This window comes from Paenibacillus sp. FSL F4-0100 (assembly GCF_037993005.1).
Taxonomy (GTDB): Bacteria; Bacillota; Bacilli; order Paenibacillales; family Paenibacillaceae; genus Paenibacillus_AQ.
Map to the genome: position 1 here is coordinate 4079911 of NZ_CP150303.1, position 26052 is coordinate 4105962.

At 52.6% G+C, this 26052-nt stretch carries 16 protein-coding genes; 4 read left to right on the plus strand and 12 right to left on the minus strand.

What is annotated here, in order from left to right; genetic code table 11:
- Positions 1-4 precede the first annotated feature (4 nt).
- From MHH48_RS18350 to MHH48_RS18375, 6 genes are all read right to left on the minus strand, one after another.
- Positions 5-805, minus strand: a complete 801-nt coding sequence (locus tag MHH48_RS18350) for a CPBP family intramembrane glutamic endopeptidase (RefSeq protein ID WP_256720425.1) — start codon at positions 803-805, stop codon at positions 5-7.
- Positions 802-1611: a type II CAAX endopeptidase family protein gene (locus MHH48_RS18355; RefSeq protein WP_076321406.1), complete on the minus strand. Its 810-nt coding sequence runs from the start codon at positions 1609-1611 to the stop codon at positions 802-804. The genes MHH48_RS18350 and MHH48_RS18355 overlap by 4 nt, the downstream gene beginning before the upstream one ends.
- 4 nt (positions 1612-1615) lie before the next feature.
- A complete protein-coding gene (locus MHH48_RS18360) occupies positions 1616-2488 on the minus strand; it encodes a type II CAAX endopeptidase family protein (protein WP_076321407.1) in 873 nt (290 codons plus the stop codon).
- Positions 2489-2556: 68 nt separating this feature from the next.
- Positions 2557-14727: a non-ribosomal peptide synthetase gene (locus tag MHH48_RS18365; protein ID WP_076321408.1), complete on the minus strand. Its 12171-nt coding sequence runs from the start codon at positions 14725-14727 to the stop codon at positions 2557-2559.
- A 28-nt stretch (positions 14728-14755) separates the two neighbouring features.
- Positions 14756-15139, minus strand: coding sequence for an aspartate 1-decarboxylase (gene panD, locus MHH48_RS18370; RefSeq protein ID WP_076321409.1), 384 nt, complete (start codon positions 15137-15139; stop codon positions 14756-14758).
- Positions 15140-15908: 769 nt separating this feature from the next.
- Positions 15909-16433, minus strand: a complete 525-nt coding sequence (locus tag MHH48_RS18375) for a CueP family metal-binding protein (RefSeq protein WP_076321410.1) — start codon at positions 16431-16433, stop codon at positions 15909-15911.
- A 261-nt stretch (positions 16434-16694) separates the two neighbouring features.
- Here MHH48_RS18375 and MHH48_RS18380 point away from each other — a divergent pair, with 261 nt between their 5' ends.
- The 3 genes from MHH48_RS18380 (at position 16695) to MHH48_RS18390 (ending at position 19409) form a co-directional block, all read left to right on the plus strand.
- Complete coding sequence (locus MHH48_RS18380; protein WP_076321411.1) at positions 16695-17183, plus strand: YfbM family protein; 489 nt, start codon at positions 16695-16697, stop codon at positions 17181-17183.
- A gap of 434 nt (positions 17184-17617) precedes the next feature.
- Positions 17618-18574, plus strand: a complete 957-nt coding sequence (locus MHH48_RS18385; protein WP_179090590.1) for an ABC transporter ATP-binding protein — start codon at positions 17618-17620, stop codon at positions 18572-18574.
- A gap of 1 nt (position 18575) precedes the next feature.
- Positions 18576-19409 (plus strand): ABC transporter permease, encoded by an 834-nt coding sequence (locus MHH48_RS18390; RefSeq protein WP_076321413.1) that lies wholly within the window; start codon positions 18576-18578, stop codon positions 19407-19409.
- 170 nt (positions 19410-19579) lie between these two features.
- Here MHH48_RS18390 and MHH48_RS18395 read toward each other — a convergent pair whose 3' ends face one another.
- The 6 genes from MHH48_RS18395 to MHH48_RS18420 form a co-directional block, all read right to left on the minus strand.
- Positions 19580-20506, minus strand: a complete 927-nt coding sequence (locus MHH48_RS18395) for a DUF2268 domain-containing protein (RefSeq protein ID WP_076321414.1) — start codon at positions 20504-20506, stop codon at positions 19580-19582.
- A gap of 365 nt (positions 20507-20871) precedes the next feature.
- Complete coding sequence (locus tag MHH48_RS18400; RefSeq protein WP_076321415.1) at positions 20872-21246, minus strand: cupredoxin domain-containing protein; 375 nt, start codon at positions 21244-21246, stop codon at positions 20872-20874.
- Positions 21247-21304: 58 nt separating this feature from the next.
- On the minus strand, positions 21305-21499 hold the full coding sequence (gene tatA, locus MHH48_RS18405; RefSeq protein WP_076321416.1) for a twin-arginine translocase TatA/TatE family subunit: 195 nt from the start codon (positions 21497-21499) through the stop codon (positions 21305-21307).
- 74 nt (positions 21500-21573) lie between these two features.
- Positions 21574-23253, minus strand: coding sequence for a GMC family oxidoreductase (locus MHH48_RS18410; RefSeq protein ID WP_076322140.1), 1680 nt, complete (start codon positions 23251-23253; stop codon positions 21574-21576).
- A 67-nt stretch (positions 23254-23320) separates the two neighbouring features.
- Entirely contained in the window at positions 23321-24028 is a 708-nt protein-coding gene (locus MHH48_RS18415) for a gluconate 2-dehydrogenase subunit 3 family protein (RefSeq protein ID WP_256720428.1), read from the minus strand.
- Positions 24029-24189: 161 nt separating this feature from the next.
- Positions 24190-24615 carry a DoxX family protein gene (locus MHH48_RS18420; RefSeq protein WP_076321417.1) on the minus strand — a complete coding sequence of 142 codons (426 nt, stop codon included), beginning with the start codon at positions 24613-24615 and terminating at the stop codon, positions 24190-24192.
- A 404-nt stretch (positions 24616-25019) separates the two neighbouring features.
- Here MHH48_RS18420 and MHH48_RS18425 point away from each other — a divergent pair, with 404 nt between their 5' ends.
- Positions 25020-26012, plus strand: coding sequence for a lysylphosphatidylglycerol synthase domain-containing protein (locus MHH48_RS18425; RefSeq protein ID WP_076321418.1), 993 nt, complete (start codon positions 25020-25022; stop codon positions 26010-26012).
- Positions 26013-26052 lie beyond the last annotated feature (40 nt).

The window sequence follows — 26052 nt, forward strand, 5'->3', positions numbered from 1 at the left end:
CTAGTTAGTAATGGAATTGCTTAACGGCCTGTTCTTTGTCCGCCCTTCCGCCAATCCCGCGCAGCAGCAGCAACATATGCGCCGCGATGCCGAGTCCGCTGATCAGGGCTAGTAATCCAAGCGTACCGGACTGCCAATCGCCCGCCCATTGCAGCACGATATACAAAGTGCCTGTGCTGCACACATGAGCCGCAAGCGACCCCCAAAGCGAATACGACCCGGCGCGAACGGCGCCGTATACGATCGCACCTAGCGCCGCAAATGCGCCGACCGTCACATTCATAAATACCGTTCCGAACAATACGGCCTGGAGCAGAACTGTCCACGGAACCGAAAGACGTTGACGCAGCGTATGGAACAGCATTCCTCGGAAAAGCCATTCTTCCAGCAAAGACCCCAGCAGCAAGCTGCCGAACACAAAAATGATCAGGCTGCCGCTAGCGACAAAAGCGACCAAATCCGAAATGGGAGGAAAGGTCGCTTTTACCCACGGAAGACGGGTAAAAGCGCTGATAAACAAGCCTAGCCAGACGCCTGTCCCGGCGGAAAGCAGCAAAGATCCGGCCCGCGCAGGAACTAATCCTAAATCCTTCAGCGAAATTTTTTGCCAGCGAAGCAGTGGAATATAGACGGCAAGCACGATGATATTGGATACAATCAGCACAATGCCGGAATTGCCTTTGATCCAGTCTTTCAGCCCGGGATCGCCGACCCAGTTGTAGAGGACTTGATTGACAAGCATCACGACCGCCGCATAAATGACCAAATATAAGACGGTATTTCCCGCTATTCGCAGTCCCTTCACAATGGCGTCACCGCCTCGGAAGACAGCGTCGAGGAGATCGAAGTGCGATGCTTGACCGCAAGGAATATGCCAACCGCAATCATGGCGGCCGCCACAGCCATCACAACCGACATGACGGTGACGTCCGTCGTCTCCGGCCCGTAATGCCAAAGCAGGTATTGGCTGCCCTGACAGGCGACTTGCGCGGCAATCGGCGCCCAAATGGATTTAAACCAGACATACAAGAGCGCAAATATAACCGCGCCGAGAAAACCGTACAGCGACAGCGGAATGTCTCCGAAAAAGAACAACGCCCCATACAACACGCCCTGAATCACAATTGCGATCCAAACCGGGAGTACGCGTCTGAACTCATTCATCAGAATGCCTCTGAACAACGTCTCCTTGTAAATATTTCCGAGAATCAGGAAAACCAGAAATACATACCATTCCGCGCGGTTCAGGTAATCAAACAATTCGCGGAACTGGTACTTATCCGATGCAATGGCGGGAAGACGGGAGAATGCGACCGTAAACAGGCCGGCTCCAAGCCCGATCCATAAAGCGATCGCTACTGATTTGCCGCCCATCACGCGAAACTTAGCCGCCTTAAACAGATTTTCTTTGAATATAAGCCTCCAGGCCAGCAGTATGAGCGGCAAACCCACCATATCGTTCAAAATAATGACGGTTACCGTGTTCTGTTCAAACCACGTGCTTTTGGGGTACACATAATCGAAAAATAATGTCGTTACGGTAAAAAACCATGCAAAATACAGGCCGATAACAACAGTCACGCGAGCCAGCATCATTCCCCACGCCTTCATGCGGTCAGCCCCCCTTTTGTGCTGCTGACGGCGTGTCAGCCGTCAGAGCTTGACCGGCGCGTGCGCCGATGCCGCCGCTGCCAGAGGTCCGCCAGACATAGACGGTACCTCCAATCAACGCAGCCAGACAGAGCGCTGTAATAATATACAGCGAAACATCGCCCAGCTTGCCAAACCATTCGTAGAACCCGATGTATTTAAACAGAAAGATTGTGCCCATGGTCGTATTCTGTACCAGAATAGGCGCCCACAGCGACCCGGTGCGCAGATACAGTGACCCGTAAATCAGGCCCGAACCGATGCTGATGACCGAAAGCGCCAGGCTCGGCTGGAAGTAAGCGTATGCTGCGGCTTGCAGCACCAGGGCCACATATACCGGCATAACCCTGCGAAGCTCGCTGAAAATGAGACCCCTGAACAATATTTCTTCAAATGCCGGGCCGATCAAACCGGCGCCCAGAATGACATACCAGATCGAATCCCCCCTGATCGTATCGTTGACAAGCGCGGGAATGGACGGAAATTGCCGCGCAATATCGTCAATGACGATCAGGCCGATACTGAACAAACTTCCGGCAAGACCCAAGCCAATCATTAACAAGACGCGCGAGGTTTTCAGCCGTTTAAAGCCCGACGCGCGAAACAGATTTTTTTCCGCATGGGGCCATATCCATCCTTTGATACGAAAGATGAGCAAATAAACAAGCGTAATCAACGTGAACAGAACAGCCATAAACATGGCTGGATTGCGATCCAGAAACTTGGCGAAGGACAGCGTCACTTCGTAATTGTAAGTAGAGCGAAGCAGATAGAGCAGCGCATAAAAGACCCCGAGATAAAGAGCGATATTACCTATCATGATCAACACTTTTTTCACAGGAATGCCCCTTTCTTCCTTCTATCAGATGTATTCTCAGGGTCAGGCTAAGCCCGACTTGGCCCATGCTACGTCCCCGATTCGGCGCTTCCTATTGCGACGCGATATTGCTCGACCACGCTTGACAGCAGCTCCAGATAAGCGGAAGCCCAATCCAGCACCGCTTCCTTGCTGAGGCGCCGGGCGTCGTACGTCCATACCCCGCCAAGCTCTGGCACTTCCGCCCCTCGTGGTGCTGCGGCAGCACCACTCATATACAGCACAACATCGAATCGTTCCAATAGCGCCTCCCGCTCCTTGAACCCGTGCAACGCTGCTCCTGCAAATAACGGGAACAAGGCAAATCCGGCTTCGGCTTGTGGCTGCTTTCTGATTTGCCGCGGGGTATAACATTCTCCCGCGTTCACCCGTTTGGCAGCATGCCGCAGCAGCGTATCGAAATCCCGCACCTCCCCAAAGTCGATTTCCTTCGGAGCAATCAGCCCGTTGTCCGTCATTGCCGGAAGCACAAGCCGGCCCATGCCGGACTTGCCGCGCCAGAAGTATAGATATACGGCATACGCCGCGGCTTCGACCGTTACCGAGCGGGATGCCGCAAGTTCCGTAAGTCCTTCCGATACCATCGTGTCCAGTTGGAACTGAACGCTGCCGATACGCTCCGCGGCATAACCATTGCAGACGCAGTCGTCTGCCACCGACAGACCGCTCCAGCTCCAGCTGGCGAGCTCCCGATTTCTCGACTCCAGATAAGCCGCAAGCGATGCGATCGTCGGGTAGGTGAACAAATCCGTTACGCCCAGCGCGCCGGGATACAACTCCTCCAGCCGTTGATGCGCCCGCACCAGCAGCAGCGATTCTCCCCCAACATCGAAGAAACGATGATGGATGCCGAAGTCGTCCCTTTTCAGAATTTCATGCCATACGGCGGCAATCGCCAGTTCAATATCGCTTGCCGCTTCGACAAACGGAGTGGCGCTACCCGCCGCCAGCTCCGGCTCCGGCAGCGCCTTCCGGTCGATTTTGCCGTTTGGAGACAGGGGCATGGCTGGCAGTTCCACCACGGCCTGCGGAACCATATAATCCGGCAGGCGCAGCGCTGCAAAATCCCGCAGTTCCTGATGGTCCGCAGGTTCGGAGCAAACGATGTATGCGCATAAATATTCGCTTCCGCTTGTGGCGTCCCGCTTCATAACCACCGCTTCCGAGACCGCCGGATGACCGAGCAGCACATGCTCGATTTCCCCACATTCAATGCGCTGGCCCCTTATTTTTACCTGATGGTCGATTCGGCCCAAATATTCGATCGTTCCGTCAGGCAGCCATCTGGCAAGGTCTCCTGTCCGATACATCAGACTGCCCTCCGTAAACGGATTATCGACGAACTTTTCTTCCGTCAAATCGGGCCGGCTGATATACCCCCGTGCAAGGCCCGCGCCGGATATGCACAGTTCCCCGGCAATGCCGACAGGCTGGAGCTTCATCGATTCGCTCACGATATAAAGCGAGATGTTGTCGATCGGCTTGCCAATCGGTACATTGATCGAAATATCGTTGATCGAATTATCGCCGTCAGAGCAATCGTAATAGGAAACGTCAACCGTCGCCTCGGTCGGGCCGTACAAGTTCACAAGCCTGGCATTGAACGGAACTCCGATCCGCTCGCGGAACCTCCGCACCTGATCCGCAGTCAGCGCTTCGCCGCTGGCGAACACATGACGCAGGCTCTCCAGCCTGGCATCGCCGCGCAGCAAGCCGGGATCCTCCAAGAACAGGTGCAGCATGGACGGCACAAAATGCATCGTCGTTACGCCATGCCGCGCGATCGTATCCATCATAAGCGCGGGGTCCTTTTCGCCGCCCGGAGGCAGCAGGACCAGCTTGGCTCCCGCAAAGCTCCACCAGAACAGCTCCCAGACCGATACATCAAAAGTAATCGGCGTTTTCTGCATGACGACTCCGCTTGCGTCCAGTCCGTATTGCTTCTGCATCCAGCCGATCCGGTTGACGACGGAATGATGCTCGATCATGACGCCTTTCGGCTGTCCGGTCGATCCCGAAGTATACAGCACATAAGCAAGCGAACGTGAATCATGCAGCTTCTCCACAGGGAAGTCGTCCCGCTCCTGCGTCATCACCTCATGAACGTCCGTAAATGGCAGAGACGTCTCCAGCCCTTCCGGGGCTTTGCCCTTCGTCAAGACAAGCTTGGCTCCGGAATTATCCAGCATGTAGCGGATTCGATCGGGCGGCAAGCTCGGCGTAACAGGCACATAAGCTCCGCCCGCCTTCAGCACGCCAAAGATTGAAATCATCATCTCCAGACTGCGATCCATCACGACGGCCACGCGCTCCTCGCGCTTGACGCCTTGCTTTCTGAGCGTCTGCGCCATCTGGTTCGACCTCCGGTTTAATTCTGCATACGTCAATGCTCCGTTCTCCGCCGCAACCGCAACGGCCTGTGGCGTTTCAGCCGCTTGCCTTTCGAGGTAAACCTCTACCGTATCGCCGTTTGCATACGGCGCTGCCGTGCGATTGAACGCTTTGCTCTGCTTCTGTGCTTCTGCGGCGCCCTGCAGCCCGATCCCTCCGAGCGGTCGCCCCGGCTCCGCCAGTGCAAGGCCGACAATACGGAAATACCATTCCGCCATTCTGCGTATGCTGTCTTCCTTAAACAGCGCCGCCCTATATTCGATTGTCAAAGCTGCGCCTTTTGCGCCCTGATCCGCAATCTCAAACGTCAAGTCCAGCTTCGAAACGCGATTGTCCGGAACTTGCACCTCGAATTGCAAGGCGTCCGCCGCCGTCTGTCCGGCCTCCATATGCTGCATCACAAATATCGTGTCAAACAGCGGATTGCGGCTTAGGTCACGCGGCACATCCAGCATCGTCACCATATGCTCAAACGGGAGCAAGCTGTTGTCCAGCGCCGCAAGCGCAATTTCTTTGAGCTGCTCGGTGAACGCTCTGAACGGCAGTTCGCCGGATGGCTGGCTTCGAATTGGCAGCGTATTGACAAACATGCCGACCAAAGACTCGGTTGCGGGATGGAAGCGGCCTGCGATCGGCGTGCCGACAATAAGATCGTCTTGCCCCGTCATCAGATGCAATAACGTATGGTAGGCGGTAAGCCATATATGGAATGGCGTAACGCCCCATTGCTCTGCCGCCGCCGAGGTCCCCTCGACAAGCTCCGCCGGAATCGGCAGAGCAAGCTTGGCACCTTCGAAGCTTTGTTCAGGGGGACGCGGATAATCAGTCGGCAGTTGCAGCACAGGAAGCGTACCCGCTAGCTGGAACGCCCAATATTGCTCCTGCTGCTCTCTCGCCTCCGAAGCCATCCACTCCTGCTGCCAAACGGCGGCATCTTTATAGTGAATGGGCAGCGGCTGCAAGGAGCCGCCGCGATACAGCTGCTCGAAATCGCGCGCCATCACATTCATGGACACGCCGTCGGCGACGATGTGGTGAATGTCCAGCAGCAGCGTATGCCGACTTTCGCCGTCTGTCGCGAGAAACGCCCGAATTAACGGAGCCTTTCGCAAATCGAACGGGCGGACGACCGCGCGCGCAAATGTATTCAAGTCCGCCGCATCCATCAAGGCATGGACGGCGAGTTCAAACGAAACCCGCTCATGGACATGCTGCACCGGCTTTCCGTCTGCCCAGTCAAAGCTGGTGCGCAGCGGTTCATGGCGGTCAATGAGCCCTTGAATCGCCTCGCGAAGCCTGTCCTGATCAAGCTTGCCCGTCAGGTTCAGAGCAAGCGGAAGATTGTAGGCCGTGCTGCCCTGATAAAGCTGCTGCAGCACAAACAGCCTGTTCTGCGCGAGCGACAACGGGTAGAACGACCGGCTTTCCGCCCGGGCAATAACCACGGCCCGCTTGGGAGCCGCGTTGTCGATGCGGGCCGCCATTTCTTTCAGCAGGGGAGCGTCGAACACATCCTTCATCGCAAACGCCGCTCCATAACGCTGTTCGATCAAGCCCGCAAGCTGCGCGGCGCGCAAGGAATGGCCACCCAATTGAAAGAAATGGGCTTCTCTCCCGATCGCCACCGGGTTGTCCGGTTCGCTTGCGGCCAGACCGAGCACCTCCCGCCAAAGCTCGGCTAGCCGCTGCTCCGTCTGTGTACCTGGTGCCTCGCCGCAAGCCGCCGATTCAGCGAACCGGGGCTGCGGCAGGCGACTGCGGTCGGTTTTGCCGCTCGGACTCAGCGGAAACGCTTCCATTGCAATAAAATACGAAGGAATCATATACTCCGGCAGCAGTTCCTTAAGTGCCGCCCGAAGGCTCGCTTCCTCCGGCGCCTTCCCCTCCGCTGTCACTAGATATGCGCAAAGAGCTGGCTCTCCCGCATGGTCCGTCACTGCCGTCACCACGGCATCGCGAATTTCCGCCTGTAAGAGCAGTGCGTGCTCGATCTCGCCGCATTCGATGCGGAGACCGCGCAGCTTGACCTGATGGTCAAAGCGTCCCAAATATTCAATATTACCGTCCGGTAGCCACCTTGCGCGATCGCCAGTACGGTACAGCTTATCTCCTGCGGTAAACGGATTCGTAACAAAGCTTTGCTCCGTCAAATCCGGCCTGTTGTGATATCCGCGCGCAAGACCGGCACCCGCGATGCACAGCTCGCCGGACACGCCGATCGGCTGCGGTCTCATCCGCTCGTCCACAATGTAGAGCCGGATGTTATGGATTGGCTTGCCGATCGGAATCGTACCCGCCCCAGCGTCCGGGCAATCGTAATAGCTGACATCGACCGTCGCTTCCGTCGGGCCGTACAGATTAATGAGCCGGCATTGGCCGCCGCCGCGCTCCATCTGGCTGTAAAAACCTATGACATGCGCGGGCTTGAGCGCTTCGCCGCTCGTAAATACGTATCGCAGGGAACAAAGCTCGCCGCCTCTGCCACTGTCCGCCGAATAGGGCAAAAAGACGCCCAGCATAGACGGCACAAAATGCATAACCGTAATCGCCTGCTCCTTTATCGTATGCAGCATGACCGACGGCTCCTTCTCCCCACCGGGCTCCAGCAAATAAAGCGAAGCGCCAGCAAAGCTCCACCAGAACAGCTCCCATACGGAAACGTCGAACGTAATCGGCGTCTTTTGTAAAATAACGTCGCGCTCATTTAGCGGATAAGCCGTCTGCATCCAGTTCAGTCGGTTGATCGCCGCGCGGTGCTCCACCATAACGCCTTTGGGTTTGCCGGTGGAGCCTGACGTATAAATGACATACGCCAAATGCTCGGGGCCCGCTTGAGGCGACAGGTCCGTTTCTTCCTCGCCCTTCTGCAGCTCCGATGCGGCAGCAGCCGCAAGCGTGTCCAGATCGAGCGTTTCTCCCTGGAAGGCCGGGAGCGTATGAATCCACTTGGCCCCCGCCAGAAGCAGCCTCGCCCCGCTATCCTCCAGAATGCCGCGGATCCGCTCGTGTGGATGCTCTGGGTCGATCGGCAAATAGGCCCCTCCCGCCTTGAGCACCGCCATGATCGCAATCATCATGGACAACGAGCGCTGAGCCGCAATCGGCACAATCGTTTCGACCACAACCCCCTTGCCTCTTAGCACGGCAGCCATGCGTTCGGCGCGGTCGTTCAGCTCCCCGTACGTCAGCGATCCTTCGGCAGACTGCACCGCCGTTCGACCCGGCCAACGCTGAGCGGACTCGGCGAACCATCCGTGAATCGTCTTCTCCACCGGGTACGGATGTCCCGTATCATTCCATGCCGCAAAGGCGGCTTCTTCGGCAGGTGTCGCCATTGCGACGTCGCCACAGATCAGGTCGGGGCTGGCGGCCGTTTGCTCCAAAATGTATAGCAGTCGATCCGCCAACCGCTCCATCGTTCCCTTATGGAACAATCCCGTATTATACTCCAGCTCCGCCCGCAGACCGCCTTCGTCATCGCTGTACAGATCGAGCTTGAAGTCCAGCTTGGATGTTCCGTGGCTGACGGGCAAAGGCTCCATGCTCCAGCCGTCGCCGCGCGCCGCCAGCTTCTCGTCTTCAAACTGGTTGTGAACGATCAGCATCGTATCGAACAGCGGGTTACGCGACGGGTCATGGGGATACTGGGCCACTTCCATCATGTGCTCGAAGCTGACATCGCCATGCTCGTATGCGGCAAGCAAACGCCCATGGGTCTCGCCGACAAACGCCAAGATTGGCAGCTCGTCCGCCACCCGCATCCGAATCGGCAAAAACTGGTTGAACATGCCGATCATCCGGGCCGTGTCCGGATGCGTCCGGCCTGCCGCTAAAGAACCAATTGCAAATTCCGACTGATGCGTCGTTCCCTTGAGCAACAGCGCGTAAGCCGCAAAAAGAAGGCTGTTCATGCTCGCTCCGGCGCTTGCGGCCGTCTCTTTCAGTCGTGCGGCGAGCACCGCCGAAATATGAAAGGTATACGTATCGCCCACAAATGTCTGACGGTCGCCGCGCGGCCGATCCAGCGGCATATCGAGCGGCGCCGGCGGCTTTGCAAGCTGCTCCGTCCAAAACGCTCGGCTTGCCCTGGCCCGCTCCGAGCCCGACTGTCGCTCCTGCCAAACGGCATAATCCTTGTAATGTAGAGATGGCGACGCAAGTTCAGCGCCGTCGATCAAAGCGGTCAACTCCTCCAGCAGCAGTTTGACGGATATGCCGTCCGCCGCGATGTGGTGGATGTTGAGCAGCAGATAGGCCTCCGCTCCTTCCGATTTAGGCCGGCAATAACATGCGGCGAGCAGCGGTGCTGCGGCAAGCTCGAGCGGCCGGAAAAACTCGCTCAAGCATTCCGGCAGCGGCGTACCCGTGAGCTCCGCCATTTGAAGAACAAAATCGGCCGAATCGTGCACAATCTGGGCCGGAACGCCGTCAATCCAATGATAGGAGGTCCGCAGCGGCTCATGCCGTTCGATCAACTTCCGAAGCGCTGACGCGATTATGGTCTCATCCACCACACCCGACAGTTTAAGAGCAAGTGGAATATGATAGGTTAGTCCGATATCAGCCATGCTTTCCGCCAAAAACATGCGCCGCTGCGAGGGACTGAGCGGATAGGATACGGCTTTTGGCGCGTCCGCAACAGGTTCGTATGCTTCCTTGGCAGCCCTGTCAATCCAGGCAGCCTGCTCCCTGACCGTAGGCAGCATGAAAATTTCCTGAAGCGGCATGCGCACCTGGCAATGCTTGTAGATTGCCGAAGTCAATGCGGTCGCCTTCAGGGAATGGCCGCCATGCTCAAAGAAGTGGTCAAGCGCGCCAACCTGCCCCGCATGAAGCACTTCTTGCCACAATCCTGCGACAAGGATTTCCGTATCTGTGGCGGGCGCTTCATATGGGACTGTGCGCTCCGGCGCAGGCAGACGTTTTTTGTCCACCTTGCCGCTCCCGTTCAGCGGCAGCCTCTCCAACTGCACAAACGCGGCGGGAATCATAAATGCCGGCAGCTTGCCTGTCAGTTGGCTCAGAACGCTTGCCTGCCCTTCGGTTTGCTCTGCCACGATATAAGCGCATAAATACGGCGCACCGTCATTCTCAATCAGCGCCACATACGCTTCCTTAACGCCCGCGCAATCCAGCAGCCTGCATTCGATTTCACCCAATTCAATCCGGTAACCCCGCAGCTTGACCTGACTGTCGATCCGGTCCAGAAACTCCAAATTTCCGTCAGGCAGGCGGCGCACCAGGTCGCCGGTTCCGTACACGGTTTCGCCTTCCCGGAATGGATGCGGCCGGAACTTTGAAGCGGTCTGCTCCGGCAAATTCACATAGCCGGATGCGACACCGTCGCCCGCAATCCACAGCTCGCCTGGCACAAAGTCCGGCTGCAATCGACCCTGCTTACTCAGCACTAGCGTTTCCGAACGTGCAATCGGCGTGCCGATCGGCACGGTGGCCGTTCCTCGTCCGTCCCATGTCTCTGTGATCGGATAACAAGTGGCGAACACCGTCGTTTCCGTAGGACCGTAAACATGCAGCAGCACGCCCGGTCCAAGCGCGCGGAGCGCTTTGCGGATATGCGGTACGGAAGCCCGCTCTCCGCCAAATAAAATATGGCGCACGCCGCGCAGCGACTCCAGCCCATGATCGACCAGCGTATTGAACAGCGCCGTCGTCACAAAGAATACGGTAATGCCTCTGCCCTCAATCAGCTCGGTCAGTCGCACAACGTCAGCAACCTCTTCCTCTCCGACCAGCGTCAGCTTCGCGCCGTTCAACAGCGCTCCGTACAAATCGAACGTTGAACCGTCAAAGGCATAGTTGGAAAGCTGCAACAGCGCATCGTTTTCCGAAATGCTTACATAATCGGTATGGACAGCAATCCGGGACACATTGCGATGTGCGGTCATAATCCCTTTCGGCTTGCCCGTCGATCCGGACGTGTACATGATATAAGCGAGATCGTCTGCCGAGCCATCGAAGTCCAGATTATGGCCGGACTCGCCGTCCCATCTGGTATCGAGTCCATCCATCTCGACGACATCTATGCTGTCTCCGGCAAGCCGTGCGACCATCTCCATCATCGCAGCCGCAGTCACGATCACCCGCGCTTCTGTATCCTGCAGCATAAACAAAATCCGTTCTTCGGGATATTGCGGGTCAATCGGCACATAGACGGCTCCCGCTTTCAGCATAGCCAATATCGCCGTAATCATATCGGGCGAACGCAAGAGCAGCAGAGCCACCTTTGCCCCCGGCGCAACGCCGCGCCGCACAAGCGCGCGCGCGAACCGATTGGCACGTTCGTTCAGCTCGCTGTAGGTATACTCCTGCTCGCCCATTTCAACGGCAATCTGCTGCGGTGTCTCCACCGCTTGCCGTTCAAACAGCCTGTGCAGCGACAGCTCTTGCGGCTGGGTGCCGAATGAACGGCCAAGCTGGAGCAGCTGTTCCCGCTCCCCTGCATCAATGGGATCAAGCTCACCAAGCGCCGCATGCGGCTGCGCGGTGACTGCCCGGGCCAGTGCTACATAATGCCGGACCAATTGCGCGGCGGCCCGCTCATCGTACAAATCCAGCGCATACTCCAGCGTAAATGCGATACTAACGCCGTTATCCACGCACTCCCAAGTCAGGTCAAACTTGGCCGAGCCACTGTCCATCGCTTGGGGCGTATAAACGACATCCTTGCTCCGCCATTCGGGCAGCTCCATATTTTGCAGCGTAAACACCGAATCGAACAGCGGATTCCGCCCATATTCCCGTTTCACATTCGCCAACTCGGCTATTTCTTCATAAGGCACATCCCCGTTGCCGATAGCCGCCAGCGCCTCCCCATTGACCTGCTTCAGCCATTGATCAAAGCGCAAACCGCTTTGCCCTCTCAGGCGGATCGGAACCATGTTGACGAACATCCCGACTACGCTTTGCAGTTCCGGCCTCATCCGTCTTGCGGCTGCCGTGCCGACAATGATGTCGGATTCGCCCGTATATTTCGCCAGCAGCACATAATAAATCGAAAGCAGGACGGTGTATAATGTTACGCCCTCGCGTCTAGCTAACGCCCGCAGCGATAAGGCAAGCTCTGGCTCCAGCTCGAAGCGCTCAATTGCCCCGCGGTAGCTTGGCTTCTGCGGCCTTGGACGAGAGGACGGAAGCGCCGGAGACAGCACACAATCCCGAAAGATTTCATGCCAATAAAGCTTCTGACGCTCTAGCCAGCCGCCGCTTCGGCCCGTTTCCTCCCACAGCGCTATATCCCCGCCATGAATGGACAACGGCTCCGGCGCGTTCCCCTCATAAAACCTCGTAAGATCGGACATCAAAATGCCCATCGACGTTCCGTCCGTAATGATATGATGCATATCCAGCAGCAACACGCTTGACTCGCGCTCCAGACGCACAAGCTCCATCCGCAGCAGCGGCGCTTGCTCCAGATCAAACGGCTGCAGGAAGCTGCGCTGCCGCATCGTCAGCACAGACGCCGGCCAGCTGCTTCCGTCAACGACGGCAAGCGGAGGCTCAACCGCCTGCTCAATGCGCTGCATCACATTGCCATCTTCCATATAAAAGGACGTCCGCAGCGCCGGATGCCGCTCTATCAGCGCCTGCCACGCCGCGCGGAATCGTTCAATATCGAGCGGGCCCTTCACCTGGACCGCAAACGGCAGATTGTAGCCCAGCAGCCCCGGATTCAGCTCTTCCAAAATGAACAGTCGCTTTTGCGCCGAGGTCGCCGGATAAACCGTCCGCTCCTCCGCTTTGGACACCAGCGGAGGGACGGCGGCGGCTGTTCCTTCGCCCTCCTGCGCCTTTTGCTCCAGCAAAGCGGCCAGCGAACCCACCGTATCATGCAAAAACAGCTCGGTAAGGGTAAGCTCGACGCCAAACGTCTCTTGCAGCCTGGCGGCGGCATAAGCCGCCTTGAGCGAATTGCCTCCTTGCTCGAGAAAGCCGTCCTTCCGGCCTATGGAATCCTTTTTCAACACCTCGCGCCAGATGGACATGATCCGCTCTTCCGTCTCCATGGCTGGCTCCAAGCCGACATCCCCCCGCAAGGCATCGCCGCCTTCCGCATCACACCGCTTAAGCGTGGCCGCCGCTTCCAGCTCAGCCAACTCGGCAAGCGTTTCGACAAACTCGCCTTCGCGCAGCGCTTCCGCCAATACGTAGCGCCTGATTTTGCCGGAGGTCGTTTTCGGAATTCGCCGAATGGGGACAACAAAAGCAACGTCCAGACCGGCCGATCTGTTCAGCAGTTTTTTCACCTCAGCCATCAGCGGTACAAATCCGCCGGTCTTGCCGCGATGCTGAATAAAAACGGCGATCGCATCCCGTTTGGTCGTCAGATCCTGAACGGCGGCAATTGCCGTTTTCCCGATTTCGGCCCCTTTCAGGCTACTGATCAACGTCTCCAGGTCATGCGGATACACATTTTGCCCGTTGACGAAAATGACGTCCTTCATGCGGCCCGTCACATATAAACGCCCTTCCAGCAAGAAACCCAAATCTCCCGTATTCAGCCAACCGTCCGGGAAAATCGTTTGCTTGTTTACATCGGGCCGCTTATAGTAGCCGCTTGTAACGTTGCGGCCTCTAATATGAATCAAGCCTACGCTGCCTGCTGCCGAAGGGTTTCCCGTTTCGTCGCAAATGCGCACCTCGCACTCTTGTACGGGGAAACCCAGCTCGACAATCTCGATCGCGGCATGATCCCCGTGCGCGGCCATTCGTACAGGCTGTCCGACAGCAAGCGATTGGCGCTCAAGCAGGGCGGTATTCAGGTGATCTTCCGTCCCCGGGAACGTCACGGCCAGACTTGCTTCCGCAAGCCCATATACCGGGAAAATGCAATTCCCCTTTAACCCGTACGGCTTCATCGCCTCCAGAAAATCGCGGCAATGGGCGGCCGATATCGGTTCGGCCCCGTTAAAAATCAACCTGACGCAAGATAAATCCCATGCCGTCGCCCCTTCCGGCTTCCAATGCTGCAGAAAATGTACATAGCCGAAATTCGGCGAAGAGAGGCATGTCACCCGATGCTTATGCGTAAGTTCCAGCCACTTCATCGGATGAAGCACAAACGTCGAGGTTGGCAAGTGCAACTGATTCATGCCGCAAAACAGGGGCGAAAGATGAAAACCGATGAGTCCCATATCATGCGTCAGCGGCAGCCAGCTTAGCGAAGAGTCCCGCTCCGTCGACTGCGCCCCACGGATAATGGCGCGCATGTTCGACAGAATATTGCCGTGCGTTAATACGACCCCCTTCGGATCTCCGGTAGAACCTGATGTAAACTGGATGAATGCGGTGTCCGTCTCGGCAGCGTCATATGACTCAGCCTCGGGCCGAACTGCATCCGCAGCCGCTGCAAATATCTCAGCAACCGGCACGCTGCCGGACTCGAGCTGGGCCAGCGCCTCCGCCTCCCCGTGCTTCAAAGCGTAGCCTTGAATTCCCGGCCAAAGCTCTTCATCACAGAGCAATCTCGGAGCTTCCAACTGCTTGCATACCTGGATCAGCTTTTTGTGTCCTTCGTCCGTACGCGCCGCCGTCACAGGTACAGGGACAATGCCGCCGAGCACGCAAGCCCAGAATAGAAGGATAAACCGTTCGTTATCTTCCGTCTGGATAACGGCAAAGTCGCCTGGCTCAAGGCCCTGCTCGCGCAGCAGATGGAGCGCCCTTCCGGCCAATACAAGTAATTGGCCATACGACAAGTAACGCTCCTGACAGCTTTCGCAAAATAAAATTCCCGCATCGTTTTCCTTGCGCGCCAGCAATACGCCGGACAAATTACGGATGGTTCTCATAGTCGGCAGCCCTCCGTTCTGTCTTTTATTACACCGTTGTGGAATGCAGTTCTTGATAATCCTCCGTTACGATGCGATTATGCTCGTCCAAAATGACGACATGTGGACGATACGTCCGGGCTATCGATTCCTCCATCATTGCATAAGAAATAATAATGACGCGGTCGCCCGGCTGCACCAGTCTGGCAGCGGCGCCGTTCAAGCAAACCATACCCGAGCCTCTTGGACCTGTTATGACATACGTCTCCAGCCTGGCTCCGTTATTTATATTGACAACTTGCACTTTTTCGTTCTCCAGGATGTCCGAAGCATCCAAAATATCCTGATCGATGGTTATGCTTCCCACGTAATTCAAATTGGCCTCCGTCACGACAGCACGGTGAATTTTGGACTTATGCATCTCTCTAAACATGAATACACTCTCCTTGTGGAGTAGTCTTTGGAAAAATAAAACTTACTAACTTCTTTATAACGAACGTTATTTGCCAACTATTCTTTTTTAATGAACATTCAGAGTGCAAACAAACCTACATTGTTTCTCTGTCTTAACGAAAAAGAACAATCTGGAGCAATCAAGCCGTTCAAAAAAGAAATTCTGCGGCGAATTTGTGCCAATGTGGCTGTTTCGTACGGAATAAGCAAGTTCATGCTTATGTGTGGGATCATGCTGGGTGGGTTATTTCATGCCATTGTTTGGGGATCATGTTGACTGGCAGCTCATGCTTTTTGTGTGGAATATTGCTGATTGGGCATGCTCATGCTACTGGAGAGAGAGTCATGATAATTAGGCAGGTTAATACTTTGTGCGGGTTCCAGTTGATTGAATATCTTGACAGCAGAAACAAAAAAACGTGGCTTGTACTTACATCGCAGCAACTCATCATACAGGCAGTTCAGTACTGCGCAGGGGAGGAAATCATGCCGTGTAACCGGGTGTAGCGGTAATGGACTAAAGTGTTGCTGCGCAATAACTTTTCTCGAATCTCTTACAACCTACCCTTATAGTAGTGCTAAACCTTCACTTGTGATAGGGAGATAATCTTTCAACAGAGGGGTAAATTCTTTTACTTTTTTGAGCATTCCTACCATAAATTAAGAGCCCTTTGAAAAAGTTCCTGATTCCACCTATACCCATAAAATAAAAAAGCCCGAACGATCAGGCTTTAATGCTTTATTGAGTGTTATTTTAGTTGCATCGTTGTGATACAAGTATTGTCATCTTTAAAAGTAGCGATTTCAGATTCTACTGTTTTGCCATCATACTCAATTTTCACTTGATATGTCCGATCTCGCGGTAACCATAGATCAATAAAACCATTCTTTAAAGAAGTAATGTTTTCATCCATCACCACATTACCTTCTTCATCCCGAATAAGCACATCGAAGTTTTTTTCTACTAATTCGCCTTGGCACCCCGTTAAATTGTGGATAGCACATTCATGTGTGTATTCAACAAACGGTGCAATCGAAACAAAAAATTCGTTCTCTGGAAGGTCAAAAGAAGTCTTTTTACCATTATCAGTCACAATTAGTTCATGTGATGTAATAGATGCAGTTACATCCTCAAAGGTACCAACACTATACGCATGGACTTTTTCTTTAATTTCCTGTATCCCCACTTCATTCGATACACTATTATCGTTGTTACAAGCTACTGACACAAGACTTAGTAATAAAACCGAAGCTATGAGCAAACCCTTTTTCATTATTCCACTCCCTTTTTCTTGTCATATTGAAAGGCCAAACTTTTTTGATTGTATCACATTTCCACTTAAGTAATCGGTGCTCAATTTCACACCATTTCCTCCACCTTATCCTAATTATAGATAGAGGCAGCACCCTCAAACTTTACTTTAAACACTTAAATTTGACGATTATATCCAATATTCCTTGAAATACACAATTTCCGGGTGTTACATTTAGATAGTTCAGTAGAGTCACTACTAAAAATGGAGAAGGGTGACAACATGGGGATGTACGGATATTACTTTGCTATTGATGACAAACTGGTGCAGCAAATCGCTACCGGCGAAATTGCATTGGAGAATTTGAAAATAGAGGATTATCCCGGACTGGATATTGATAGATCCTGGGAGGCGATTCACTACTTGCTTTGTGGAGATATAGTCGAAGGTGAGCCCCCTCTTAGCTATGTTGTTCCAATGACGACAGAGCGAGGCATCGACTTTGGATCGTTCGGTGCGTTTTTCTTGCGTGCAGAGCAAGTTGCACAAGCGCTTCAGATTATTTCTGAGCTGAACGAAGCGCAGCTCCACTTGCGATATGATTTTCCGACCATGATCAAGGACGAGGTATATCCTCTTGAGCCTGGCATGGTTTCAGTCGAGGATGAGGATGAGTTCTTTGCCTACATACTGCAGCATTTTAACGAAATCCGGCGTTTCTACAGTCAAACTGTAGCCGATGGCAAGGGTTTAATCTTCTACATTTTCTGAATCCAATCATATCGTAAGCGTAACAAAAACCATTACAGGCTCATGGGTTTCCTCCCCTAACTTCATATGCTCACAATCAATTCGTGATTTTGTCCAGCTTTTCGTTTTCTTCCGCTCTAAGCACGAACTCCGCGTACGTTCACTATCAGCACCCGCTTTTTCGCGGAATGGCGTTACATATATCTTGTGATTGTAATATTGGAATCGGGAGCTCAGCATGCCGTCTCCGTCTTGAGACAGAGACGAAAACCATTCTGTCGCCCGTCACTCCTTGGCAGAGCAATACGGTATCTTAATATTAACGCCTGCTCATTTACCGTTAAGTATACTTAGGCACCAGCTCAACCACAGCATTGATCAGTCAAAGAATACATACTCTCTCGGGGTTCAGACACGTAGCAGCAAAACCATAGTGCGAGCAGAAAGGGGCAAGAATGATGAGGCTGATCTATCAATTAGAGCATGTGAATAAAACGTACAAAAAAGGAAAGGTTATCGCCAATCAAAACATAAGCTTCGACGTTCAACAAGGGGAGATTCTCGGTTTGCTCGGTCCGAATGGAGCAGGAAAATCCACGCTAATCAAGCAGATGGTAGGCCACCTTGCTCCCACCACAGGTACGGTACGTTATAAAGGAACCAGCGTACAGACCCAAACCAAGCGAGTTGCTCAGGAGGTGGCCTACTACTCGCAAGAGCCTCACGCCCTGACCAGTTTAAAAACCTGGGAAGCTTTGTATTTTACGGGAAGATTGCGGGGTTTGACGAAGGAGTCCGCCGTAAACCAAACAGAGGAATTGTTGGAACGTTTTGGAATGCAGGACCTCCGTCATAAGCTGTTGAAAAACGTTTCTGGCGGACAGAAGCGTTTAATCGGGATTGGTACTTGCTTGATCGGCTTTTCCCCCGTCATGATCCTGGATGAACCGACCAATGAACTGGACCCTAAAAAGAGAAGGCTCGTATGGGATCTGATTCAGGAACGCAATCGCCAAGGAGTAACCGTAATCTTGGTGACACACAACGTGCTGGAGGCCGAACAGGTCGTAGACAGAGTAGCTGTTGTAAATCACGGCAAGCTATTGGCCATCGATCATGTCAGTGTCTTAAAACAAAGGGTCGATCAGCGGATGAAGCTGGAAATTACGACTTCCTTAGGCAAGAGCGATTATGTTTGCCGAAGCTTAAGCGCGCTGGGACAGTGGACCAAAACAGGAGAAAACCGAATCCGGACACTGATTGAGAAGCAAGATGCCAGCCACGCAATTGACGTCTTGACTGAGCAGCAGTTACCGATCGAAGAGTATTCATTGGTCCCGCCGAATCTTGAGGATGTCTATTTCCATATCGATGACGAACAGGATCAGCCTGCCAAAACGGAGGTGGTCTAACATGGAACAGATGAAACCATCCATGCAAAGTCATGACTTGCAACTGCAAGAAGTGGTCTTTCTCCAAGGGCACCAGCATCAGAGCATAATCCAACGCAGAATGACGGAATGGCTGATCCTGGCCCGCATTCAATTCACGATTATTCGCGAGGCATGGGTTTGGATTTTCATCATGGCATGCATGTTTCCTTTAACGACGCTGTTGTTTCTCAAATTCTTTACGGTCGACCCAACGCCGGCTGTCATGACCCGTATTATTACAGGAAATATGCTCTTCGGCTTAATCGTCATGGGCCTCAATTCCATGGCTCAGGAGATATCTTGGCAGAAGCATCAAGGCCACTTCACGTACTATTCGTCCCTGCCGATTGCCAAGGTAAACTTCATCTTCGCCAATCTGCTGCGCGGCTTGATCATGTGCGTACCGTCTTTTATTATCCTGGCGATGATTGGTCAACTTGCTTACGGCATTCAATTCCACTACAGCTGGGGACTTGTCCCTGTATTGCTGCTCACCGTCTTTAGCGTGGTTGGCGCGGGTGTACTGATCGGCTTCTGGTCGCCTAGCCATCAATTGACGAATATGCTGGTCCAGGCGTTGATGATGTTCATCTCGTTTTTGACGCCTGTCATGGTGGATATGGATCAATTGCCTGTGATCTTGCAATGGTTCTCTTATATCTTCCCAACCACTTACGCAGCTGAGGCCATGCGGGAGGTGCTGATATCGGGATGGTCCGGGTCTGTCGCCTGGAACACGCTTGTACTCTTGTTTTTCTCGCTGATCTCCATCGTATTGATCTTGAAAAAGGTAGATTGGCGTGTTGAGAAGTAGAGAAAAGTTCTGTCCCTATGCCTCGATTATTCAATGGAAGGTTACCCTTCCCCTCCTTATCCGCTTTAGTGCGCAGTTCATTTTTCCCGAAAAAACGAGAAGGCAGCTGATCACATTGATCGGCTGCCTTCTTATTTTGATTAAGCTATCGTTCCCCGTAAGCTTAATCATTAATAACTAATAATGGTTTCTTCATTCCAAAATTCTTTTACCTCGTCTAGTATTTGAGCAGCAGGTGTTATTGTGGCCTCGAAAATCGTTCTTCCTGTTTTTCTTAAATAATATTGGATTAAATGATATCCGCAAGCGTATCCGGCACTATAAGGCATGTTAACCGGTGTAAAGTTTTGAAGTTTTGCAATCTCGTCACCGTAAAGATACGGAGCAAATTGATCAAACCCAGTTAATTGCAATTGCTCTCTAAGCACAGGCTTTATGCGCCTGTTCAGTGTTTCTGCATTTGTTTTCGTTACCCAAGGGCCGAGCAATTCTTCTCCAAACATGAACGTAGCATAGTTTTCAGCTAATCCTTCACTTACAATCAGCTCGCCCAGATTAACCGTGTGATCCCATTGAATAAATTGATATCGCACATTATGGTTGCATTCGTGCGCCAGCGCAGCCTTCATTCGAGGAATCGTGTACTCATTTGGCAAGAGTGTACCCCAGATAAACCCAGGAATGCCCCCAAAGCCGCTATATCCTTCGTTTATTGCTAAGGCACCGTTTTCCGGATCCCCTAGTTGAATGGTAAACAAATAATCGGACACGGGGAGGTTAATTTCATGCTCTACAAATAGATGCAGGCTTTTCTTCACAGCATGCTCACACTCTAACCAAAATGATTCGGACGAAATCAGCTCGATCTCTGTCGAAATCTGAGGGGTAATCTGATCAGGGGATCGATGCATCATACTATTAAACGTAATAACGTCAAAACCATTCGCCTCTTCAGCTTTAAAAGGAATCTGTTGAATTTGCCATTGTTTCATAAAGGGAGCCATCATTTCGTTTCTGAATAATTCAAGCTTTTCCTCGGGTGAAGCTTGGGCAACTTTTTGATAAATATGATCTGAACGCAGTGATTTTATATTCATTTCTCTCACTCCTAGTTATGTATTCATAGAGAACTATGCACTATGACCTAACGTCATAGTCAAGAACTTATTATCTTCTAACATGAAGCAGTCCTGAGCGTGGACGATTTATTGAATAATACACAAACATTATATTTGAAAAGAAGACAACGATGATATGTCGACTATAGATATATTCATTTATTATCTCTTCCTAAAAACTATCATGTCATCGATTCAGACAATTCTCATAGATTGCTGAATTCACAATATGCAAAAAAAGCGCCGCCAGCGCGAACCTTTACGGTCCGGCTGGTCAACGCTTTCTTGATCTGCCTCCCGCAGTCATCCAGGCGGCAATCCGGCGGTCTCAACCGCATACATATTTATTCAACAATCAAGGTCCCCTTCATATCGCTGTGACCGGCTCCGCACATGACGGAGCAGTGGAATTCATGCTCACCAACTTGATCGGCGGTAAATTCGGTCGAGCCAGGCTGCTGCAGGTCAACGTTGAAATCGGGAATGGCCAGGCCGTGATTTCCATCTTTGTTCTCCAGCGTAATTTTGACCTTTTCGCCCTTTTTGACTTTAATCTCGGTAGGCTCGAACTTAAAGTTTGACGCCGTCACCTTAATTTCTTTTACACCATCCGATCCGCCTGAAGACGAGGACTCGTCCGACGAGCTGCCGCCGCCTCCGCATGCGCTCAGCACCACAACCAGCAGCAATGTAAGTCCAATCAGCATCCATTTTTTCATGTCAAATCCCTCCAGATAAAATAATTAAGTTGCCATCTTCGAACCAAACAAACCATTCCTAATGATCTTCCTGGCGGCGCCCCGCGTCCTGCTTCTCTTCGTCCTCTTCCGTCAGATGACGAGCGGAGCTGCGGAATTCGTGAAGTGTCGTTCCCACCGCCCTGCCAAGCTGAGGCAGCTTGGACGGTCCGAACAGCAGCAGGGCGAGCAGCAGCAACAGCAGCAGCCCCGGTATTCCAATCGTCGAAAGCATAGCCGATCCCTCCCTTTCCATGAAGTCTCACGAAGTAGCATGTTAATCGCATGAGCATGGAAGGACTTGCCCGTTCAGACAAGCATGCCTCCCTGTTTCAAATATTTCTGGATCCCTTCCGCCGCCCTGTAGGAGAGCGCGCCGACGGTATCGGTCGGATTGTATCCACTATTATGCGGGAATGCCGAAGCACCCACCACAAACACATTTTCCGCTTCCCACATCTGCAGGTAACTGTTCACGGCCGACGTTTCCGGGTCCGCTCCCATAATGACGCCTCCGGTATTGTGGGTGGACTGGTAAGGAACGATATTATACGGGTCCAGCTTGTCCTTGATCTCCACATGGGAAGGCCCCATTTCCTTCATAACCTCGCCCGCCTTGGCTGCCAGAAACTTCGTCAGCTCTCGGTCCTGATCTTCGAAATCAAACGTAATCCGCAGCAGCGGTTTGCCGTAAATGTCCTTATAAGTCGGATCCAGATCCAGGTAATGGTGCTTCCAGGGCAGGCTAGCCCCTTGCGTCGCCACGATCAGCACCCGGTTGGCATACTTTAGTGTGGTCTCCTTCCACTTCTTGCCCCAGGTTGGCGTACCCTGCGGCGCCGGATTGTTCTCGATCGGACGTAGGCCGTTCTGGCTGATCCGGATTCCAGCCCCGTGCAGAAACTTCAAATCGGAATGGTCGAAATTATCCCCGTTGAACTCGTCGAACTCCATCCCGAGCGCCCCGGCGCCCATGAACGTGCTGAACTCTTCGTCATCGTAAAAGCCGACCGCATGTCCGGAGTTGACCTGATACGCATAATTTCGGCCGATGGTCCCCCGTCCGGTCTTCCGGTTGTAAGGCGTCCCGAGCTTGGAGTTCAACAGCAGGCGCGCATTGTTCAGCATGAAGCTGCCGAGAACGACCACGTCCGCCGGCTGGGTCACCTCTTCCCCGGTCACTGTGTTGATGTACACCACGCCGGTCGCTTTTTTGCCGTCATGGAGAATTTCGGTCACGTTCGAGAAGGTGCGCACCTCCAGCTTGCCGGTGGCCATCGCCGTCGGAATGACGGTAACGACAGGATCCGCCTTGGCACCATACTCGCAGCCGAACCGCTCACAAAATCCGCAGTACTGGCAGGCTGCCCGGGATATGCCGTCGGGATTTTTGTAGTTCTCGCTAAGGTTTGCCGAAGGGATCATGTACGGATGGTATCCGAGTTTCTTCGACGCCTCTTCGAACCGCTGCAAAATCGGCGTTTTCTTCATCGGCGGGATCGGAAACGGATGGGACCGTTTGCCAAGCATCGGATTAGCTTCCGATTCCCCCGAAATGCCGGCTACCTGCTCAAACTTGTCGTAGTACGGTTCGATTTCGTCATAAGTGATTCCCCAGTCCTGCAGCTGCATGCCCTCGAGAATTTTGCCTTTTCCATACCGTTCCACCGTCTGGTTGTAGATTTCAAAGTCATACGGCAGGAAACGGTGCGTCTGCCCGTTCCAGTGCGATCCGGCACCGCCGAGCCCGTCTCCCAGCAGAAAGGAGCCATAGCTGCGCATCGGCAGCGCCCTCATTGACTCCGAATTGCGGAAGGTGATCGTTTCCTTGGATAGATCCTGCATCAGTTCAAAACGCCGCGCGTACCGGAGCTCGTCATGATCCATGAAATAATCCTCTGTGCTTCGGCTCTTTCCGCGCTCCAATCCGACTACCTGGATGCCCGCTTTGGTCAGTTCGGCCGCAATAATGCCGCCGACCCAACCCATTCCAACAATAACCACTGGTACTTTAGGTAATTTGCCCACGTCTGATGTCCCCTTATATCTGTGAAATTTATTCGCACATGTGAGCCTGCAGGCTCTTCGGCTTCATCTGAACCAGCCCTTCCTTCGTAATCTGCTGGGCATAACTCATCTGGTTGCCCGGAAAATTCCGCATCTTCCACCCGTTCATATTCCGGTTGCCGCCATAGAGCGGATCCGCGTAGACCCCTTCGATCGTCAAACTTCTCAGCATCTTGAAGAAACTGCTGCTCGTCACCCCGCGCATGGGAAATTTATCCCCCTTTTCCATGGCGGTCAGCACTTCATCCTGCTGCTGAGCCTCAAGTTCCGTAAAAACCTTTTTATATTTTTGCTGGCAGTAACTCTTAAGTCCCTCCAGACCCAACGTGAACATTTCGTTGCGTTTCAGGCGCGACTGCTCTCCCTGCGTTGCCTGGGCTTGGACGAAAGGACCCATCATATAGTCCCGCGCATTATATCCCCAAGGACCTGCAAGCTGATGATCAATAAAAAAGGCTACGCCCAGCGCCTTGGCTCCAGGGCCGTTCTCATCTTCGGGATAAATCCGTTCGACCGCCGCTTCGGTCATTTTAAACTGCTCCTGATTAAAGAACATTAGCGCATCCTGCAACGAAGCTTCCGGCTTGCTGCTGGCCGGTGCGGGGGAGTTGTTTTTCTCAAGATTGTCCGTCAGGACACCCCCGAACACGCTGCCGACGATCAGACCGCCCAGCTCTTTCATAAAGGAACGACGCACGCAGCGCCAGCCCTATTTACGTCTATGATAAGAATAGAGCGCCTTGCTGCCTGTTTTTTGGAAACAAAAAAGAGCCCACCGGTTTTCTACCGGAGGGCTGACATGACCACTGATTCAACCATGTGGTAACATCGCAATATTCAAAATGTTGCAATTGTATTTTAGTGTAAGCGGCTCTTTGCCGGTCGTAGAGCCCACGAAAAGATATTTAGTGCAGCATATGAAAGCGGAAGGATAAGATTAAAACCGTAATCACCATAATCGTTAGCAAATGCATGAGACAATGCCGCGCCCGTCATCAAAAAGAAGATTCCTGCGTGAACCCATTCTTTAAGTCGAGGTAAACCTGGCACGACGAGAGTGATGGCTCCAAGCACTTTCCATATCCCGAGAATAGTCAATATGTATAATGGGTAGCCCAGATTCGTAACTAAATCGAGGTTGCCTCCAAATTGCATCAGTTGTCCGATACCACTTAGCATAATAGCTGCTGCGAGTAGTAATGTGACTGACCAATAAGCAACCATTTTTCCGTGGGGCTGGGTATTTACTTTCATGGTCGTTTCCACACCGATCATCTTACTCATTTGTTTCCCTCCTCATTTCTATTAATTACAAAAACGAGTCCCGTTCCAATTCCTAAAACGATAAAGCTGTCTTTTTCCTCTAGCGTATAATTTGCCATATTCAATCCCTTCCTTTTCTTAGAGTTTTCAATGATTTGTCATTTCGCTTGATGGGTAAATAATAACTTTAAATTATGTCAAAAAATGATACTGTTTTAGGGGAATCGTATCAGCAAATTTAAACCAGAAAAACGCTGCTTGAAAGCGGCTATTCATATAGCGTGATGACCTTAGTTAAGTTTCGGTGTACCCCATTTGCTTTAAAAGAAAAGTATGAATTGATAATTGATACCTAGCTTCGGATTTTAAATGAGAGTCCTTATGGGCATACTAGATATACGATAAACGTAAGGGGAAGAATGCAAATGGCAAAGGTGAAAAAGCAGTTTGCACGATTGGGGAAATTAAAACTCATCTCAACATTATATCGCATGAAAATTGTGAAGATCTTGATTCCTATGATCATCCTCGGAATGATTGTTTGGGCGGGAAAGTCTGAGCTGGGCCGGATTGACTGGGCTGCCACGCTGGATATCCTTAAGCATCTCGACCCTACACGAATCTTCCTTCTATTGTCTCTATCCCTAGTCGCAGTCGCATCGGTTAGCGTCTATGAGTTTTTGCTTCGGCATCATTTCAAGCTTCCTCTCGGGATTTGGGCGACTTTCCGCTATGCATGGATTGCTAACACGTCAAACAATGTTATAGGATTTGCCGGGATCGTTGGTGCCGCGCTTCGTACCTTCCTATACCGAGGGCGAGGAGTTTCGATACCAACCATAACAGCTTGTATTGCCTTTCTGGCTACTATTACAATTACGGGAGTTTCGCTGCTGGCTTGGGGGGATTTGACCGGGCTGTTTCCGATCGATGCGGTGATTCAATCTCATCGCTGGACCTTGTATGCTGTCTGGGCGATCGCGCTTTATCTGCCGGGGTACCTGCTCTTTCAGCGGACTCCCTTCTATAGCAAATGGCTGAACCGCAATCTGCCCCAGATGAATCTGTCCATAATCGTTGCAGCTGTAGGTGTCTCTGTCGTGGAGTGGCTATTAGCAGGCGTTGCCTTCTGGGCGATTGCGGCGACTCTACTTCCGGAATTTCCTCTTCGAACGGCATTAGGCATTTATACCGTCGCCGTAGCGACTGGTCTTGTCAGTATGACACCTGGCGGCATTGGCGGTTTTGATCTCATTACCCTGCTTGGTCTTCAGGCCCTTGGATACCCTCCTGAAACAAACGCTGCGGTTCTTGTATTATTTCGTTTGATGTACTATTTGATCCCTTGGCTCATTGGACTGGTAATGGGAGGCATTGAGTTTGCACTAGGTCGATACCGTACCCAGTTTGATGTATAAACTTCCGGAAATACTGGTTACCCGCCGTCAAGGATATGAC